This window comes from Aliiroseovarius crassostreae, from assembly GCF_001307765.1.
Lineage (GTDB): Bacteria > Pseudomonadota > Alphaproteobacteria > Rhodobacterales > Rhodobacteraceae > Aliiroseovarius > Aliiroseovarius crassostreae.
The window spans coordinates 502,269-520,341 of sequence record NZ_LKBA01000019.1 but is presented as its reverse complement, the minus strand read 5'-3'; the positions used below and the strand labels follow the sequence as shown (position 1 = coordinate 520,341).

14 protein-coding genes are annotated in these 18,073 nt (G+C 58.4%); 7 read left to right on the top strand and 7 right to left on the bottom strand.

The window, feature by feature from the left end:
* Nucleotides 1-130: 130 nt before the first annotated feature.
* Complete coding sequence (gene hfq / locus AKJ29_RS15245; RefSeq protein WP_055192264.1) at nt 131-367, top strand: RNA chaperone Hfq; 237 nt, start codon at nt 131-133, stop codon at nt 365-367.
* A complete protein-coding gene (gene hflX / locus AKJ29_RS15240; RefSeq protein WP_055192262.1) occupies nt 364-1,650 on the top strand; it encodes a GTPase HflX in 1,287 nt (428 codons plus the stop codon). Before hfq ends, hflX begins: the two co-directional genes overlap by 4 nt.
* A gap of 70 nt (nt 1,651-1,720) precedes the next feature.
* Here the strand turns inward: hflX and AKJ29_RS15235 are convergent, their stop codons facing one another.
* Nucleotides 1,721-4,189: a penicillin acylase family protein gene (locus tag AKJ29_RS15235; protein WP_055192260.1), complete on the bottom strand. Its 2,469-nt coding sequence runs from the start codon at nt 4,187-4,189 to the stop codon at nt 1,721-1,723.
* A 79-nt stretch (nt 4,190-4,268) separates the two neighbouring features.
* Between AKJ29_RS15235 and AKJ29_RS15230 the strand changes: the two genes are divergently transcribed.
* A complete protein-coding gene (locus AKJ29_RS15230; RefSeq protein WP_055192259.1) occupies nt 4,269-5,141 on the top strand; it encodes an NAD(P)-dependent oxidoreductase in 873 nt (290 codons plus the stop codon).
* A gap of 136 nt (nt 5,142-5,277) precedes the next feature.
* On the opposite strand, the gene AKJ29_RS15225 is transcribed toward AKJ29_RS15230, so the two are convergent.
* A complete protein-coding gene (locus tag AKJ29_RS15225) occupies nt 5,278-5,856 on the bottom strand; it encodes a lipid-binding SYLF domain-containing protein (RefSeq protein ID WP_055192493.1) in 579 nt (192 codons plus the stop codon).
* Between the two features lie 227 nt (nt 5,857-6,083).
* The gene (hemB, locus tag AKJ29_RS15220; protein ID WP_055192257.1) at nt 6,084-7,100 is read right to left on the bottom strand and encodes a porphobilinogen synthase; all 1,017 of its coding nucleotides are present in this window, start codon (nt 7,098-7,100) and stop codon (nt 6,084-6,086) included.
* Between the two features lie 266 nt (nt 7,101-7,366).
* On the opposite strand from hemB, the gene AKJ29_RS15215 reads away from it, so the two are divergent.
* From AKJ29_RS15215 to AKJ29_RS20355, 3 genes are all read left to right on the top strand, one after another.
* Complete coding sequence (locus AKJ29_RS15215) at nt 7,367-7,891, top strand: hypothetical protein (protein WP_055192255.1); 525 nt, start codon at nt 7,367-7,369, stop codon at nt 7,889-7,891.
* A 58-nt stretch (nt 7,892-7,949) separates the two neighbouring features.
* Nucleotides 7,950-11,396: a transcription-repair coupling factor gene (mfd, locus tag AKJ29_RS15210; protein WP_409360038.1), complete on the top strand. Its 3,447-nt coding sequence runs from the start codon at nt 7,950-7,952 to the stop codon at nt 11,394-11,396.
* A gap of 209 nt (nt 11,397-11,605) precedes the next feature.
* Entirely contained in the window at nt 11,606-11,740 is a 135-nt protein-coding gene (locus AKJ29_RS20355) for a hypothetical protein (RefSeq protein ID WP_261172612.1), read from the top strand.
* A 23-nt stretch (nt 11,741-11,763) separates the two neighbouring features.
* Here AKJ29_RS20355 and AKJ29_RS15200 read toward each other — a convergent pair whose 3' ends face one another.
* The 3 genes from AKJ29_RS15200 to AKJ29_RS15190 form a co-directional block, all read right to left on the bottom strand.
* Nucleotides 11,764-12,981: a multidrug effflux MFS transporter gene (locus AKJ29_RS15200; protein ID WP_139231444.1), complete on the bottom strand. Its 1,218-nt coding sequence runs from the start codon at nt 12,979-12,981 to the stop codon at nt 11,764-11,766.
* Nucleotides 12,978-13,634, bottom strand: coding sequence for a DsbA family oxidoreductase (locus AKJ29_RS15195; protein ID WP_055192246.1), 657 nt, complete (start codon nt 13,632-13,634; stop codon nt 12,978-12,980). The genes AKJ29_RS15200 and AKJ29_RS15195 overlap by 4 nt, the downstream gene beginning before the upstream one ends.
* Before the next feature lie 90 nt (nt 13,635-13,724).
* Complete coding sequence (locus AKJ29_RS15190; RefSeq protein ID WP_055192244.1) at nt 13,725-15,272, bottom strand: class I adenylate-forming enzyme family protein; 1,548 nt, start codon at nt 15,270-15,272, stop codon at nt 13,725-13,727.
* Nucleotides 15,273-15,337: 65 nt separating this feature from the next.
* Between AKJ29_RS15190 and AKJ29_RS15185 the strand changes: the two genes are divergently transcribed.
* Nucleotides 15,338-15,964, top strand: a complete 627-nt coding sequence (locus AKJ29_RS15185) for a helix-turn-helix domain-containing protein (protein ID WP_055192243.1) — start codon at nt 15,338-15,340, stop codon at nt 15,962-15,964.
* Nucleotides 15,965-16,089: 125 nt separating this feature from the next.
* Here AKJ29_RS15185 and AKJ29_RS15180 read toward each other — a convergent pair whose 3' ends face one another.
* Nucleotides 16,090-17,907, bottom strand: a complete 1,818-nt coding sequence (locus AKJ29_RS15180; protein WP_055192241.1) for an extracellular solute-binding protein — start codon at nt 17,905-17,907, stop codon at nt 16,090-16,092.
* Nucleotides 17,908-18,073: the final 166 nt, after the last annotated feature.

The window sequence follows — 18,073 nt, the reverse complement described above, 5'->3', positions numbered from 1 at the left end:
CATTTTTGTCGCTATAGGTGCATTTTGCAATACGTTTGGGGCTGGAAACCTTCAAATTCACAGGTCATATTAGAAGAATAGGACTTTCCTGCCGTTTCCCGGCAGCACGAGATAAAAAGGACAAAAAACGATGGCTGCGGACAAACAAAACCTGCAAGACGCCTTTCTGAACCATGTGCGCAAATCGAAGGTGCCCGTCACGATTTTCCTGATCAATGGCGTCAAACTTCAGGGCGTCATTTCCTGGTTCGACAATTTCTGCGTTCTGCTGCGCCGGGACGGTCAATCGCAACTGGTATACAAACACGCGATTTCGACGATCATGCCGGGCGCTCCGATCAACCTGTATGATGGCGAAGACAGCTGACCGATCTCGTTGAACAGGAGAGCCTGCCCACACGGGCCTGGGTTCTCCATCCCGAACTGACATCCGACCGCGCCCGCCGGACCGCTGGCCCTGCGCTGGAAGAGGCCGTTTCACTGGCCGCTGCCCTGCCACATCTGGTGGTTGAAGGGGCCGAAATCGTGCGTATTTCCCGCCCCCATCCCGGCCACCTGTTCGGATCGGGCAAGATCGAAGAGCTGAAGGCGCGCCTTCAGGCGGCCGAAGTTGAGCTTGTGCTGATTGACGGGCCGGTCAGCCCGGTGCAGCAGCGCAATCTTGAAAAGCTCTGGAAAGTCAAAATCCTCGATCGGACCGGGCTCATCCTTGAAATCTTCTCGGATCGCGCCCGGACACGGGAAGGGGTGCTGCAGGTCGAAATGGCCGCGCTGAGTTACCAGCGCACCCGACTGGTGCGCGCATGGACCCACCTGGAGCGCCAACGTGGCGGGCTTGGATTTGTTGGCGGCCCCGGTGAAACCCAAATCGAAGCCGACCGCCGCGCCATTGATGATCAGCTCAACCGGCTGCGCAAGCAGCTTGAGAAAGTTGTGAAAACCCGCGAATTGCACCGTGCGGCGCGGGCCAAGGTTCCCTTTCCGATCGTGGCGCTTGTGGGCTATACCAATGCCGGGAAATCTACGCTTTTCAATCGGCTGACCGGTGCGGACGTGCTGGCAAAAGATATGCTGTTTGCCACGCTTGACCCGACGATGCGCAATATCGAACTGCCGGGCAGCGGGCGCAAGGTCATTTTGTCGGACACGGTGGGGTTCATCTCGGACCTGCCGACCCAGCTGGTGGCTGCGTTTCGCGCCACTTTGGAAGAGGTTCTGGCCGCAGATTTAATCCTGCATGTGCGCGATATTTCGTCTGAGAACACAGATGAACAGGCGGCGGATGTGGAAAAGATCATGGAAGATCTGGGGGTGGATGAAAACACGCCCAGCCTGGAGGTCTGGAACAAAACCGATCTTCTGGATCCCGAGGACGCAGATGCGCGCCGGCGCGAAGCTGCACGCAACGACGATGTTTTCACCCTGTCCGCCATAACGGGCGAAGGGTTCGAAGAATTGTTGGAGGCGGTGGAAACCCGGCTGGCATCACCGCGCGAAACCACAGATGTTGATCTGGCGTTTTCCCAGGGCAAGCAGCGCGCGTGGTTGTTCTCGCAAGGGGTGGTGGACGCGGAAGAACAGACCGAAACCGGCTGGTCCCTGACCGTCACCTGGACCGAGCGGCAGAAAGCGGAATACGCGGCGCTGTGAACGAGGCTCTCGGGGGGGCAGACCACCCTCTGATGGCTGGCCCCCGAGACCGGTTTTTAGAAATCCCGGATCATTTTTCCTTGGGCAGCAGGCGGGTAATACCAACCGCCGCCGCCCGCGCCAGATCGGGATCAAGGGACATCGGGGTGTATTCTCCGCGCCGCCAAAGCTCGCCCAGATCATCATAGTGACGCGAAAGCGGGTGACCGGACTGGCCGGTGGCGATGACAAAAAGCGAACTGTCGGGGTCGGCTAGGTCATAAACGCCGCGATATCCAGCCCCATGCACGTTTTGAAACGGATTATCGCCACGACCGGATGTTTTTCCGCGCATCAGCGTATTGTCCCCGCCAGAGGTCGATTGCCGGATATTCACGAAATACTTCAGAAACGGGACTTTTCCCAACACCGGATGATCCTGCGTGGCGATATGATAATCCCCCCAGCGCAGGCTTTCCTGCTCGCCACGCGTGTTTTCCTCCAGCCAGAGCAGCGCATCATCCAAAGCGGCCCGGGCGATGTCAGTGCAGGTTTCTACCGGGGCGGACTGGATCACATCACACCAGACAGAAGCCCCTTCGATGTCCCGAAAAACCCGCTCGATAAAAATGGGATCGGCATGGGGAAAAGCCTCGGTCAACGGTCCAAGCTCATCGCGGATCAACCTGTTTTTCAGGGCCTGCATCCAGGCAGAATAGATCAGGGGCTCCGGCATATGTTCGTTCATCTCGCCGTTCCAACTGGCCAGCAGGTCAAGCGCGCGCTGGCGCTTGCGATCCTGCGTGCCCTCTGGGGCGGCCTCACCGGTAAACCACAGATCTGCCCCCACCAAAGGCAACAGCGTCCGGGCGGTGGGAGAGACCGTGTCCAGCTGCGCTTCGATAAAACTGTCGCGCGTGTGCACGGCACGGGCCTGCATCAGGCGGGTCCAGCGCTGGATACGCTGGCTGTCACCCCAAGAGTAACTCATGTGAAGCGGGAAGGGGCGTTCGATCACCTTATTGTTGGTGTTGCCGACAATGCCCCCTTTGGGTTGCACGAATTCCGGGTTGGCCGAATAGGTTTCCACCCCGTTCCAACGGTTTTCCGGCTTCCACCCGAGGCTCGGCATACGTCCCTTGGTTTGATGATCCGCATTCCGGCGGGGCATCGCCCCGATCACTTTCATCGCGATCTGGCTTTTGTCTGCCATGGTCAGGTTCAGGCTCGGGGCTACAAAATCCGCGCCTGCAGACAGGCCTTCACTGATTGTCATGGCGCGCATCAGTCGGATTGCCGCGCTCATGGATCGGTCACGTGGCGCCAGCAGCGTCCAGGACAGTGCCGCAACATGGCCCGGTGGGGTAACCGAGGACAGATCATACATGTTCCCCGGCAAAACCGGGCCATTATCTGACCATTGCAGTTGCAGGGTGACCGGCGCCTGATCCTTGACCTTGACAATGGTTGGACGGGTGACAAGCTTTGCGAACCCGTCGGGCGTGCGCACCTCTTCCGCATTCTCGGGGTTCAGCTCCTCCATGAACACATCCTGATCATCCATGTAAGAGGAGGTGATGCCCCAGGCAAAATCGTTTGAGCGCCCCACAAGCACGATAGGCATGCCGGGAATGGTGCCCCCGATCACCCCTCCGGTCGATAACTCCAACCGCGCAAGATACCAAAGGCTGGGGGCGGTAAAGCTGAGATGCGGATCATTGGCGAGAAGGGAGGCACCGGCGGCGGACCGGCTGGGCGCGGCGGCCCATGCGTTTGACGCACCTTCCAGCCCGCGGGCGGGGCTGGGCCAGAAATCGGGCAATCGATCCACCGGGCGCAAAGCGGCAAAGTCCGGGGTGCCCTTAAAGAGGGACGCGTAATCAGGGAGCGCAGCCACACCGGTGCCGGGCATGTCCGGCATCACATCACGCAGGCGCTCCTCAGGTAGGGCAAGCGAAACGCGCGCGCGCAGCACCTCGTCCTGAAGCTGCCCCCCCTGCTGCACCCCCATGAGCTTCAGGACCGCAAGGCTGTCGGCAGGTTGCCAGGGGGAAATTCCGGCAGGGAACAGGAAAAACTCGGGCGCCCCTCTTCCTAACGCCTCGGTGTTGATCCGGGACAGATAGGCGTTCACGCCCGACGCATAGGCCGACAGGGCCTTTTGGGTGTCACGGTCCTGTTCTGCCACATCCTGCTGGGCAAGGCGGTAGATATCGAGCCGCCGCATCAATTCATCCGTTTTGAACGTACGCTCCCCGAACAATTCCGAAAGGCGGCCCTGCGCGGTGCGGCGCAGCAGCATCATCTGCCAAAGTCGGTCCTGGGCGTGCGCATAGCCAAGCCCAAAGAACACATCACTGTCGTTCTGACCAAAAATATGGGGGATATTGGCGTTGTTGCGCACAATCTCGACCGGCGCGGTGATGCCGGGGGTTTCTCGCGTGGCGGAGTAATCCGGCAGGGATTGCGCCGCAAGGTAATAGACCAGCCCGATTCCCAGAACTGCCAATAAAAGGGCTGCCGATACGATCCGGATCAACCAGCGAAACACTATTCCCATTCCGAGCCTCTTGTTGACGTTTTGGGTCTGAGCGGTAACTACTGTGCCTGACAGGGAAAGACAACGAAAGGGCGTTGCAATGGCAAAATGCGCATTTTTGGGCTTGGGCGTGATGGGCTATCCGATGGCGGGGCACCTCGTTGCTGCGGGGCATCAGGTGACGGTTTACAATCGCACCACTGCCAAGGCCGAAGCCTGGGCCAAGGAACATGGGGGGAAATGGGCCTCCACCCCGCGTGAAGCGGCACTTGGCGCGGATTTTGTCATGGCATGTGTGGGCAATGATGACGACCTGCGCGCGGTGGTGCTGGGTGAAAATGGCGCGCTGTCGGGCATGACAGACGGGGCGGTTTTCGTTGATCACACGACGGTATCCGCCAAAGTGACACGCGAACTTTATGCCGCTGCCCGGTCTGCAGGTGTCAGTTTTCTGGACGCACCCGTTTCCGGTGGGCAGGCCGGGGCGGAAAACGGTATTCTGTCGATCATGTGCGGGGGCGATGACACCGCCTATTGCGCTGCGGAACCGATCATGCAGGCCTATGGTCGCACTGTAAAACGCTTGGGCGAAAGTGGGGCCGGGCAGCTGACAAAGATGGTCAATCAGATCTGCATCGCCGGTCTGGTGCAGGGCTTGTCCGAGGGGCTGCATTTTGCCGAGAAAGCCGGTCTTGATATTCGAGAGGTCGTCGATGTGATCCAGGGCGGGGCTGCAGGCAGCTGGCAGATGGTCAACCGGCATGAAACCATGGCGGATGATCACTTTGAACACGGTTTTGCAGTTGACTGGATGCGCAAGGATCTGGGCATCTGCCTGGACACGGCAAATGAAAATGGCGCAAGCCTGCCGGTTACGGCGCTGGTAGATCAGTTCTATAAGGACGTCCAGAAAATGGGCGGCGGACGTTGGGACACATCCAGCTTGTTCAAGCGGTTGAAGACCCTGGACTGACTAAAGCGTTTCGACTTCAACCTGAGACAGGGGAAGTCGAAACGCGGGAAGTGCTGTCACTGTTGTGGGCGTTTCGGTTCAAAACAAAAAAGGGAGGCGTCATGCCTCCCTTTTCCATTGGTTCAACCTGTTTGGGTCAGGGAATGATACGGGTGTATTTTGCCCCCTCGAGCGACGCGCCAGCCAGCGCCCCGGCCTGACCAAAGACAACAGCAACCACCGGATCGGATGAGGTGATCGTGTCGGCGGAGAAGCGATCGCCCTCGGTCTGGAAGGCGTATTTGATATCCGCAGAAGCCACCCAGCCGGCAGAGCGGCGGAAATCCTGCAGCGCCTCTTGCGTCATGAAAAACAGCACATGGGCATATTGCTGCGCGCCGATCTGAAAACCGATGCTGGCCTGGGTTTGCGAGTAGTAATCAACCGTGACGTCGTTGATCAACAGCGCCCCGCGCCCATAAGCGCCCCCAACGATGAACCCCGCCTCGGTCACCAGGGGCATCACCAGCATCCCGGATGCTTTGGCGGCAAGATCCCGCATACCCGGATACCGGTTGTAGAGATAGTTCAGGGTCTGGGTCACGCGGGCGTCAATCTCGGCTGCGCCCTGCGACCCCACGCCATTGGCACAGCCCGCCAGCGCGAGCCCCGTGCCGCCAAGCGCCACGATAAAGCCTCGACGGGAAAATTCTGAATTCTGTTCTGACTTGCTCATATTTAGCCTCGCATCGCCAAATTCGGGGAACTGACCTGCCGGATCAACACCTCCAGCGCCCCTGCCTGTTTTCATTTGGTGCCGGAATTATTCCGTGCCATTCCTGTTGTTTGAAAACTATAGACCAGCCATGTGTGGCTGTCACGCAAAGAGGGCACCGCCCCAGGGGGGCGGCGGAAAACTGCACGAAATGCGTGTTTTAGACGGCGCGGCGCAGGGCACCGGGATCATTCTCCAGACAGGGCGCGTGCCATGCGGGGGGCGTAATAGGTCAGGATGCCATCACAGCCCGCCCGTTTGAATGCCATCAGGCTTTCCGCCATCACCTTGTCGCCATCCAGCCAGCCATTTGCCGCCGCGGCCTCTTGCATCGCGTATTCACCCGACACCTGATAGGCAAAGGTCGGCACACCGAATTCGGATTTCACACGGCGACAGATATCGAGATAGGGCATTCCCGGTTTGACCATGATCATATCCGCGCCTTCCATCAGGTCCCGCTCAACCAGGCGCATCGCCTCGTTGGAATTGGCGGGATCCATCTGGTAGGTTTTTTTGTCGCCATTCAATGCCCCGGAGGCGCCGACGGCGTCCCGGAACGGTCCATAATAGGCCGAGGCATATTTGGCGGTGTAACTCATGATGGTGAGATTGCGGAAACCTGCGGCCTCGATCGCCGCGCGCATTGCACCAATACGGCCATCCATCATGTCGGACGGGCCCAGAATATCGGCACCGGCCTCGGCCTGGGCCAGCGACATTTTCACCAGCGCCTCAACCGTTTCGTCATTGAGGATCTCTCCATCCCTGACAATGCCGTCATGGCCGTTGGCGTTGTAGGGGTCCAGGGCCACATCGGTCATGATGGCAATATCCGGCACCGCGTCCTTGATTGCACGAATGGCGCGGTTTGACAGGTTTTCCGGGTTCCAGGCCTCTTCACAGCTTTCGGTTTTCAGCGCCGGATCGGTATAGGGAAACAGGCACATGGCGGGGATTCCCAGATCCGCAGCCTCGTGGGCGGCTTCGACCAAAAGATCAATTGACTTGCGGGTCACGCCGGGCATCGAGGGGATCTCTTGCTCCACATTGTCGCCATCCACCACAAACACCGGCCAAATCAGGTCATTGACCGTCAGGCTGTTCTCGCTGACCAGATCACGTAAGGCTTGCGACGAACGGGTGCGGCGCAAACGGGTCATGGGGAAGGGGGCGACGGTGCGCGAAGGGATCTGCCGACTCATCTGGCTCTCCTGTCAGTGGGCCGGGGGTGCCCCGGCGGGATGGCGATGTAGGTCTTGAACGGGTCGGATCCCCAACCCGAAAGACATGTTTTTCCTTGCCATGCGCGCTGCGCTGCCACAACCCCCTGTTTGGGACAAGACCGGGAAACCTATCGCAAAACCGGTCTGGTCAAGACCGAATAGCGGGCGTATGGTCGCGCAAAGCCCCATCATGACATGAGGCCCTGACAGCATGAGGCAGACCCGGCACGAGGCAGGTTAGACCATTGGACTGGTATTCGACCCTTTTTGAAATCATCGACATGCGCTCCTTTTCCAACCTTTGGTATTGGATTGCGCTCGCCGTGCTCTGGTCAACCGCCAGCCACTGGGTGCTGGGCGTGCCCTTTGACATGGTTCAGCGCGCTGACCGGCACGAAGGGCAGGTGCAACTTGACCTTGAGGTCCTGGTGCGGATCTATTGCAACCGGATCCTGTATATCGCTGCGATTTCAGGGCTTTGGCTTCTTGGGTTGGCCTGTGGTCTTCTGACCATGCTGTTGCTTTTGGGGTTCTACTACGGGGTCGAGTTCGCCCAGGCCGTGTTCCTGATGGCTTTCCCGATGAGCATCGTGGGAATGCTGACGATCAACACGGCCCGGATTATCACGGAGCAGGCGCTGGAGGGACCCTCCCTGCGCAAACGCCTGTCTCGGCATCGGTTTCAGGTCCAGCTCATCGGCATGCTGTCGATTTTCATCACCTCGATGTGGGGCATGTATCAAAACCTCGCCCTGAATGTTTGGGGCTGAGCCCAGCTTGCTGGTTGAAACGCATTGAATTGCAGGATGTTTTCGCAGGATGTTTTCCATGACACATGTTCTTCTGTCCGGGGCCCCCGAAGGCTTTGACGCCCAATTGGTGCTGAAAGAGCTGGAGCGTTCGGGCAAACCGGTGCTGCATGTGGCGCGCGATGACAAGCGGATGGCGGCGATGCAGGCGGCGCTGTCTTTTTTTGCCCCCCATGTGACGGTAATCACCTTGCCCGGCTGGGATTGTCTGCCCTTTGATCGGGTGTCCCCCAACGCAGACGTGTCTGCCACGCGGATGGCCAGCCTCGCTGCACTGGCCACAGGGGCCCTTCAGGGCCGGTTCGTGCTTCTCACCACTTTGAATGCAGCCATGCAACGGCTGCCAGCCCGTGACGTGCTGGCCGGAGCGAGCTTTTCTGCACGGGTGGATTATCAGCTGGATATCGACCAGCTTCGACGTTTTCTGGTGCGCATGGGCTTCACCCAAAGCCCCACGGTGATGGAGCCGGGGGATTTTGCCGTGCGCGGCGGCATCATCGACATTTTCCCTCCGGGGGAAAGCGGACCGGTGCGGCTGGATATGTTTGGGGATGTTCTGGATGGCGTGCGCCGCTTTGACCCGGCCACCCAGCGCACAACCGAAAAACTGACCGGGATTGATCTTGCCCCTGTGTCCGAGGTGTTGATGGATGAGGCATCGATAACCCGGTTTCGGCAAAACTACCGGATCGAGTTCGGTGCAGCCGGATCCGATGATCCCCTTTACGAGGCGGTCAGCGCCGGGCGCAAACATCAAGGTGTCGAACATTGGCTGCCCTTTTTTCACGAGCGCCTTGAGACCGTGTTTGACTACCTGCCAGAGGCCTCGGTGATGCTGGATGACCAGTTGACCCCGACGCGTCTGGCGCGGTGGGACGGGATTGTCGACCAGTATGAAACCCGCAAAATTGCAATGACTGCAAAGAACCGGATGGATACGGTCTATAAACCGTGCCCGCCGGGGCTTCTTTATCTTGATGATCCAGCTTGGGAAGAGATCGTCAAAGACCGGCGGGTGGTGCAGTTCGCCGCCCTTCCGCAGGCCACGGGACCGGGTGTCGTGGATGGGAGCGGGCGGATCGGCCGCAATTTCGCCCCGGAACGCCAACAGGAAAATGTCAATCTGTTTGAGGCTTTGACCAAGCATATTCGCGTGAAATCCGCCACCCCAACCGTGGTGGCCAGCTATTCCGAAGGGGCGCGAGAGCGGCTTCAGGGGCTTTTGGCAGATGAGGAGCTGACAGGCACTACGCTGATCAATGATTTCCGGGATGTGCCGGACAGCGGTGCGGGTGTTTACCTTGCGGTCTGGCCGCTGGAACATGGGTTTGAAACACCCGATCTGACGGTGATCTCCGAACAGGATGTGCTGGGGGATCGCCTGATCCGCGCCCCGAAACGCAAGCGCCGGGCGGAAAACTTTCTGACCGAGGCAAATGCCCTGTCCACCGGGGATCTGGTTGTGCATGTGGATCACGGGGTCGGCCTTTACAAAGGGCTTGAAACCATCACCGCGATGGGCGCGCCCCATGAATGCCTGCTGCTGGAATACGCAGGGGGCGACCGTCTGTTCCTGCCGGTTGAAAACATCGAGCTTCTGTCCAAATTCGGGCAGGACACCGGGCTGCTGGACAAGCTGGGCGGTGGCGCATGGCAGGCGAAAAAGGCCAAGCTCAAGGAACGGATCCGGGAGATTGCCGACAAGCTGATCCGTCTGGCTGCGGAGCGCGAACTCCGCAAGGCGCCGGTGCTGGAAGCCCCACATCATGCCTGGGAAGAATTTTCTGCCCGTTTCCCGTATCAGGAGACCGAAGACCAGCTTGCCGCCATCGAAGACGTGATCGAGGATATGGCGATGGGTCGGCCGATGGACCGGCTGATCTGTGGGGATGTGGGGTTTGGCAAAACCGAGGTGGCAATGCGCGCCGCATTTGTCGCCGCCATGTCCGGGCAACAGGTGGCCGTGATTGCCCCCACAACCCTGCTTGCCCGTCAGCATTACAAAAGCTTTTCCGAACGGTTCCGCGGGTTTCCGATCAATGTCGGGCAGCTTTCACGCTTTGTCGGTGCGTCAGAGGCCAGGCGCACCCGTGAAGGCATGTCCCGTGGCACGATGGACATTGTCGTGGGCACCCATGCTCTGCTTGCCAAAGATGTGCGGTTTGAAAACCTTGGTCTGCTGGTGGTGGATGAAGAACAGCGTTTTGGCGTGAACCACAAGGAGCGCCTGAAAGAACTGCGCTCGGACGTGCATGTGCTGACCCTCAGTGCCACGCCAATCCCGCGCACCTTGCAGATGTCGCTTTCCGGTGTTCGGGATCTGTCGATTATCGGCACCCCGCCGGTGGACCGGCTGTCGATCCGCACCTATGTGTCTGAATTTGACAGCGTGACCCTGCGCGAAGCCCTTCTGCGCGAACATTACAGGGGCGGGCAGAGTTTCTTTGTTGTCCCGCGCATCAAGGACCTTCCTGAGATCGAGCAATTCTTGCAAAACCATGTGCCGGAAGTGAGCTTTGTGGTGGCGCATGGGCAGATGGCCTCGGGCGAGCTCGATGATCGGATGAATGCGTTTTATGATGGGAAATATGATGTCCTGCTGGCCACAACGATTGTGGAGAGCGGCATTGATATTCCGACCGCCAACACGATGATCATCCACCGGGCCGACATGTTTGGACTGGCCCAGCTTTACCAGATCCGGGGCAGGGTGGGGCGTTCGAAAACCCGCGCCTATGCCTATCTGACCACAAAACCGCGCAGCCCGTTGACCGCCACCGCGGAAAAACGTCTCAGGGTGCTGGGATCGCTGGATACTTTGGGGGCCGGGTTCACGCTGGCCTCACAGGATCTGGATATTCGCGGCGCGGGGAACCTTGTTGGCGAAGAACAGTCGGGGCAGATGCGGGAAGTGGGCTATGAGCTTTACCAGCAGATGCTGGAAGAGGCGATTGCCAAGATCAAATCCGGCCAGCTTGAGGGGCTTTCGGACAGTGATGGCACCTGGGCCCCGCAGATCAACCTCGGGGTGCCGGTTCTTATCCCGGACAATTATGTGCCCGATCTTGACGTCCGCCTTGGCCTCTATCGGCGCCTGTCTTCGCTGTCGACCAAGGTAGAGCTGGAAGGGTTTGCGGCTGAGCTGATCGACCGGTTTGGCCCGCTTCCGAAAGAAGTGAACACGCTGATGCTGGTGGTGCGGATCAAGGGCATGTGCAAACGGGCAGGGATTGCCAAGCTGGACGGCGGACCAAAAGGCGCAACCCTTCAGTTCCACAATGACAAGTTTGCCAGTCCGAAAGGTCTGGTCGAGTTTATCCAGGCGCAGGACGGGTTGGCCAAGGTCAAGGACAACAAGATCGTGGTGCGGCGTGACTGGCGCAAGACCTCAGACAAGATCAAAGGCGCGTTTGCAATTGCGCAGGATCTGGCGATCAAGGTGAAAGAGGCGCAGAAGAGTGCGTAATATATTGAGATAAAACAGTTATGATTTTTTCTCATGGTTAAATTGTCAGCGAGACCATGTTTTGCATTTTTGCAAAATACCGCCAGCAAATAGGTGTCACTGATCAAAAAATATCATGAGTCGCAAAGATTCGCCTTTTGTTCACCGCTTTAAAGAATCAAGCAATTCGGAAGCAATTTGTTTGCCTGATTGAAACAAAGGAGGTCGAAATGCCCGATGAAAAGCCCCCCGCATTCTCTGCCAAGTGGGGGGCAATCAAGATTGTTGTGGAGCACCGTGAAACCATATTCGTTTTGTGCCTCACCGCGATAGTTTTTGCAGGACTTTGGTTTCTCAAGAAATAGAAAAAGGGGCCTTGGCCCCTTTTTTAATCCGGGTTGTGGCGGTCGATCTGGATCAATATCGCGCTGAGCGTGGAACAGATCACCACGCCGATGAGAAGCGGAATCGGGGTTCCGTTGAACGCCTGACCGATCGGTGCAGCAATCAGGACGGAAAGCATCGTCGGCACAGCGCCGATCACGGCAGCAGCGGTTCCGGCAACATGGCCCAGCGGCTGCATGGCCAGCGCATTCAGATTGCCAAAGCTCAGCCCATTTAAGAAAAACAGCGTCGTGGACCAGCAGACGAACAGCCAAAGTGCCACGGATCCGCCCGGAGCCATGATTGCCCAATATCCGAGCGTCAAAGCCGCCAGAACGGTCTGAGCTGCAAATCCGATCAGCGCAAGGCGTCGCATTCCAATCCGCAGAACCAACATGGAGTTAATCGCCCCGGACCCTGCCGACAGAATGCTCACCAGGGCAAAATAAAACGGAAAGGACGTTCCGGTCCCTAAAACATCGACAAAGATCTGCTGCGCTGAGCTCAGATAGGCCATCAACTGGGCAAAGGCCAGCAAGATCACGGTCATGTAAAGCAGGGTGACCTTGCTTTTGAAAACAATCACAAATGCTTCCAGCACCGGGCGCAGGCGCAGCGGACGCCGTTTCTCAACCGGGTGCGTTTCCGGTTGGCGAAGCAAGAACCAGGCAAGGATCACGAAGGCCACCAGCGCATAGGTGGTAAACAGGTGACGCCAGCCAAACCCGAGGATGATCCATTGTCCCAGCATGGGCGCCACGGCAGGCACCAGCACGAAAAAGGTGAATGCCATTGAATTCACCTTCGCCATGGTGCGCCCTTCATAAAGGTCGCGTGTGAGCGCCATCGCATTGGTACGTGGACCAGCCGCACCCAGCCCCTGCACAAAGCGCCAAAATAACAGCGCCTCGATGGATTGCGCGCTATAGGCTGCGGCTGAGGCCAGCATGTAAAGCACAAAGCCGGATCCCATCGAAAGCCGCCGCCCATAGGCATCGGACAGGGGGCCAAAGAACAATTGCCCCAGACCAGCGCCAACGACGAAGGCGACAATCACCAGCTGCGCCCGGTTCACATTGTCCGGCACCATATGGGCGGCAATCTCGGGCAGCGCAGGCAGGATCGAGTCGATTGAAAAGGCCACCATCGAAAACAGCGCCGCAAGCAGGATGATGAACTCCCCCATCGGCAGCGGTTTTTGCGGTGTCGGGAGGATACTCACGGATTGTCCTCGGATGGGGCGGAAAGCTGTTCCATCAGCTCATCAATCACCTGCATCCACAGCTCAGCCGGTTGCGCACCGGGCACCACATGCTGGTTGGCGATGACAAATGTGGGGACAGAGTTCACCCCTTTGTGCCGCGCATCCGCGTCGCGTGCCGAAATGTCATCTGCATCCGCATCCGAGGCCAGCAGCCGGGCAATCACATCGCGCTCCATTCCGATATCCGCGCCGAGATCGGCCAGAACCTCGGGGTCGCCAATGTCCAGCCCCTCGACAAAATAGGCTTTGAACAGGCGATCAACCATGGCGTTCTGCTTTTCTTCCAGCGCAGCCCAATGGATCATCCGGTGGGCATCAAGCGTGTTGGGGGTGCGTTCGATGGCGTCCAGATTGATCGACAGACCGCTTGCCTCCGCCTCTTTCACCACTGGCAGGTAGGCCTGAACCGCGCCGTCCCTGCCGCCAAATTTCGCTTCAAGATAGCTGCGACGATCCATGCCGGCTTTCGGCATCTCCGGGTTCAGTTGAAACGGGTGCCATTGGATCAGAAACGGATGATCCGGGCGTGCCTCAAGGGCGCGTTGCAGGCGTGTTTTGCCGATATAGCACCAGGGGCAAATCGGGTCTGAAAAAACATCAAGGCGGATCATGGCACTCTCCTTTTCACCCGTTGGACTTATCCCCTGCAGCGACCAAAGGAAAGGGTTCCGAAAGGGGCGGTCGTGATACGACTTACCACGTCACCCCCTATTACCCGCTTCAAACCCCTCTCGCAGGCGGGCGCGAAGGATCTTGTTGTTGGCCCCGCGCGGGATGGTATCAACGGGGATGAACAGGCGCGGGCATTTGTAATGCGCCAGCCGCGCATGGGCATGATCTGACAATAGTTTTTCGTCCACCACACCGTCCTCAGGCAGGTAGAAACAGGCAATCAGGGTGGCATCCGCCTTGATGGCGACCTCGGCACAGGCCGCTTCATGCACGCCGGGATGCAGCGCCATGGCGGCCTCGACCTCAATCGGAGAAACCCGAAAGCCACCTGCATTCATGATATCGTCTGAGCGCCCTTCGAACCGGATCGCTCCGTCTTGCTCCATGACAACCGTGTCACCGGTCACAAACCACTCTCCCTGAAACCGAAGTTTCGTGGCCTCTTCAGCGCCGACATATCCCAACATCAGGCCAGGATCCGTTTCATGCACCGCCATAATGCCCGCAACGCCACGGGGCACCAGCATGCCATCTTCGCCAAGAACCGCAACATGCCGCCCGGCCTGCGGATAGCCAAGCGTGCCTTTCGGCGCGGGGTGTCTGGGGCTTCCGGAAATAAAGGTGGAACATTCCGACATGCCATATGCTTCATAAATCTTTTTGCCAGTGCGCGCATTCCAGTCCGCTCGGGTGGTCGAGGGGAGTTTTTCACCCGCAGACAGGCTGTGACGCAGCCCGGGCAGGTCAGGCAGGTCATGTTTCATCATCTGACGATAGACCCCCGGAGCGGCGGCAAAGATTGTGGCCCCGTGACCGGCCAGAAGGGCGGTAATCTGTTCCGGCGTGCTGCCCGGAGCCGGGATCAACGACGTGGCGCCAACCGTCCAGGGATCCATCAAGCCGGTGCCCAATGTATAGGTCCAGTTGAAGGCGCCTGCATGCATCATTCGGTCATCTTGAGAAATGTCATACCAGCCATCCCACATCATCTGCCGGGCCCAGATCGCCCGATGAGCATGGGCCACGGCGCGGGCCTGACCGGATGTGCCGGAAGTGAAGATGATATAAGCGGGGCGGTTCGGATCCCCCATATGCGGATCCACCGGGGCAAGCCTAGCCATATCATGCAATTCCCGCACTGTCAGAACCGGCAAACTCTCTGTTTTCGGATCCTCTGCCGGCAGGGCAATCCCTTCGGATGCGATGACAAGGCGAGGGGTCACCAGAGCGGCCATTTTGGTGATCTCAACCTCGGTCAGCTGGGACGAGGTGGGAACAGGCACAAGGCCGGCATGGATCGCAGCAAGATAGGCCAACGGGAAATCCACCGTGTTTCCAAGCCGCAAAAGCACATGATCGCCGGGCTGCAGACCTTTGCGCAACAGCCCCGCAGCCACCCCTTCGACCGACCGGGCCAATTGGGCATAGGTCCAGACCGTATCTTCCCCCTCTGCTGACACAACCGCCAGCGCAACCTTGTCCCCCATATCTTTCGCATGGCGTAACACATGGGCCGCCATATTGAACGGCGAAGGGGCTGGCGCGAGCGGGCGGGTCGGGTGGTGTTGTGACAGCATGTTCCTCATGCTGACAGTGGTTACAGGTGGTTGCAATAGGCGCAAAGGGGTGCCAATAGAAAAGAATGAGCGACAAATCGACCCCCAGCCTGATCCAGCTTGCCCGCGAGAGCGGCGAAGAGAGCCAGGACCTGAGCCCCCTTAACCTGGGTGAACGTGTGCGCGATCTGCGCAAATCCCGCGGCTGGACGCTGGAACAGGCGGCCGGGCAGGCGGGACTTGCCCGTTCCACCCTGTCCAAGATCGAAAACGGACAGATGTCCCCGACCTATGAGGCGCTGAAGAAACTCGCGGTCGGGCTTGAGATTTCCGTGCCGCAATTGTTCACCGCGCCCAAGGCGGCCCATGTATCAGGTCGCATGACCGTGACCAAATCGGGGGAAGGGGCCGCCCATCCGACCGCCACCTATGAGCACGAGCTTCTGGGCGGGGCATTGACCAAGAAAACCATGTTGCCCTACCGCGCCCGGGTGCGTGCCCGCAGTTTTGACGAATTTGACGGCTGGGTGCGCCATGACGGCGAGGAGTTTCTATACGTGCTGACCGGGGCGGTGCAGCTGCTGACCGAGTTTTACGAACCGGTGCAGATGAAACGTGGCGACAGTGCCTATTACGACGCCTCGATGGGCCATAATGTAATTTCCATCAGTGAAGAAGATGCGACAATTCTCTGGGTGACATCCCTGGCCTAGCCGGGTCAGGGGCGCTGCCCCTCGCGCTATGCGCTCACCCCGAGGTATTTTAAGGCAAGAAAAAGGGGCCGGATCAGGCCCCTTTGGTGTTTCTGCGGTGTTTCTGCTCCGAAAGAGCTGCGTATCTATTCCTCGTACCACCAGGTTTCCGGCTGGAACCCGAGATAGTCGCCATACATCTGGATCCGGTCCGGGAACTTCAGCTCTTTCACATGCGCGATGTGAGACATGTTGTCATAGCCCAGCGGGATCACGAAACGGCTTGCTGTCAGCACCCGGTCCAGGGCTTTTGTCGCCGCAAGAAAATCTTCCCGGCTCTCGGAGGTGAGCATCACGTCGATCAAACCATCAATGGCGGGGTTTTTCACCCCCATCCAATTGCGCGTTCCCGGCTTGTCGGCACTTTCACTTCCCCAATACAGACGCTGTTCATTGCCGGGGCTCAGCGACAGACCGCGCCAGTAATAGGCCATATCAAAATCATAGGCGTTGGTGCGTTCCTTGTATTGGGCACTGTCCACCGATGTCACGGATGGCGTGATCCCCAACCGTTTGAGGGCTTCGACAAAGATATCAATGGTCTGGCGTGTTTCGGTTGCGCCGTTTTTCAAAAGGATATCGAAGGTGAAGGCCGTTCCCTCAGTATTTTTCATCACCCCGTCCTGAACGGTCCAGCCTGCCTCTTCCAGCAACGCCACGGCGCGTCGCAGCCCTTTGCGATTGCGTTCCGTTCCATCTGAAACGGGCAGGGTGTAGCCCTCAAGCGCGCCCTCTGGCAGGTCGTCAAACTGGGACAGCAGTTCTTTGACACGGCCTTCGGCGGGCGTTCCTGGTGACATGCCCAGAACGGAATTGTGGAAATAGGACTGGATGCGCTTTCTGCCTCCGCCATAGAGGGATTGGTTGATGAACTCATAATTGAAGGCCTGGATCAGGGCTTCGCGCACGCGGATATCCTGAAACACGGCACGGCGGGTGTTCATGACATAGCCTTTGATCCCGGTCGGGCGCTGATGCGGGATGTTGGAGAGAACGATATCACCTGACTGCACTGCGGGGAAATCGAACTGGGTGGCCCATCTCTGCGCATTGGTTTCTCGATAGGTCGTGGCCTCACCTGCCTTGAACGCTTCGAAAGTGACATCGCCATCGCCATAATAGTCGAAACGGATTTCATCGAGATTGGCCTGACCACGCATGAAAGGAATATCCTTGCCCCAGTAGTCCGGGTTTCGTTTGAGGGTAAGGAACCGCCCCGGTTCGAACTCTCCGATCACATAGGGGGAGGAGCCAATTGGGACCAGTTCCACGCCGGAGGTATCAAATTCACGTCCCTCCCACTGGGCCTTTTTCAAAACCGGACGCAGCCCGAGCAGAAGCGGCAATTCACGATCCGCCTCGTGGAATGTGAACCGAACCGAGCGCGGCCCGGTCTGTTCGGAGTTTTTGATTTTTTTCCAGGCCCCATGGTAGCGCGGATCCCCTTTGGTCCCGACGGTTGCGAACGACCAGATCACATCCTCGACCGTGACCGGGGTCCCGTCAGAGAACCGCGCCTCCTCCCGCAAGGTAAACTCGACCCAGGATCGGGCCTCGTCGGTCTCAATCGATTCGGCCAATAGCCCGTAAAGCGAGAAAGGTTCATCCCAGCTGCGTCCCATCAGGGTTTCAAACAGCATGAAGCGCAGTTGCCAGGGGGCGGCTCCTTTGCGAATCAGCGGGTGCAGCGAATCAAAGCTGCCAGCCTCGGCAAAAATGATCTTTCCCCCCTTTGGCGCATCCGGATTAACATGGGGGAGAGACACAAAATCCTGTGGAAGGGCCGGTGCGCCATACATAGCTATGCCATGTTGGGGCTTGGCCTGGATCTGATTTGCGCTCAAACAAACAACGGCCCCCATCGTGCAGGCAAGCCGCAATTTTCGAAAATAATCTGATTTCATATGAGCAACAATCCTCGATCGACCTGTTTCAACTTGGAAAAACCCTAGCCCTGTCAAATAGTCTTTTCAAACTTTTAGCTTGGAACCCGCTGAGTTAGGCGGTATAAAGTAATCACTGCTCGATAGGTTTCTTGCCTGTATGAAACCTGCCTCAATAACTTACGCC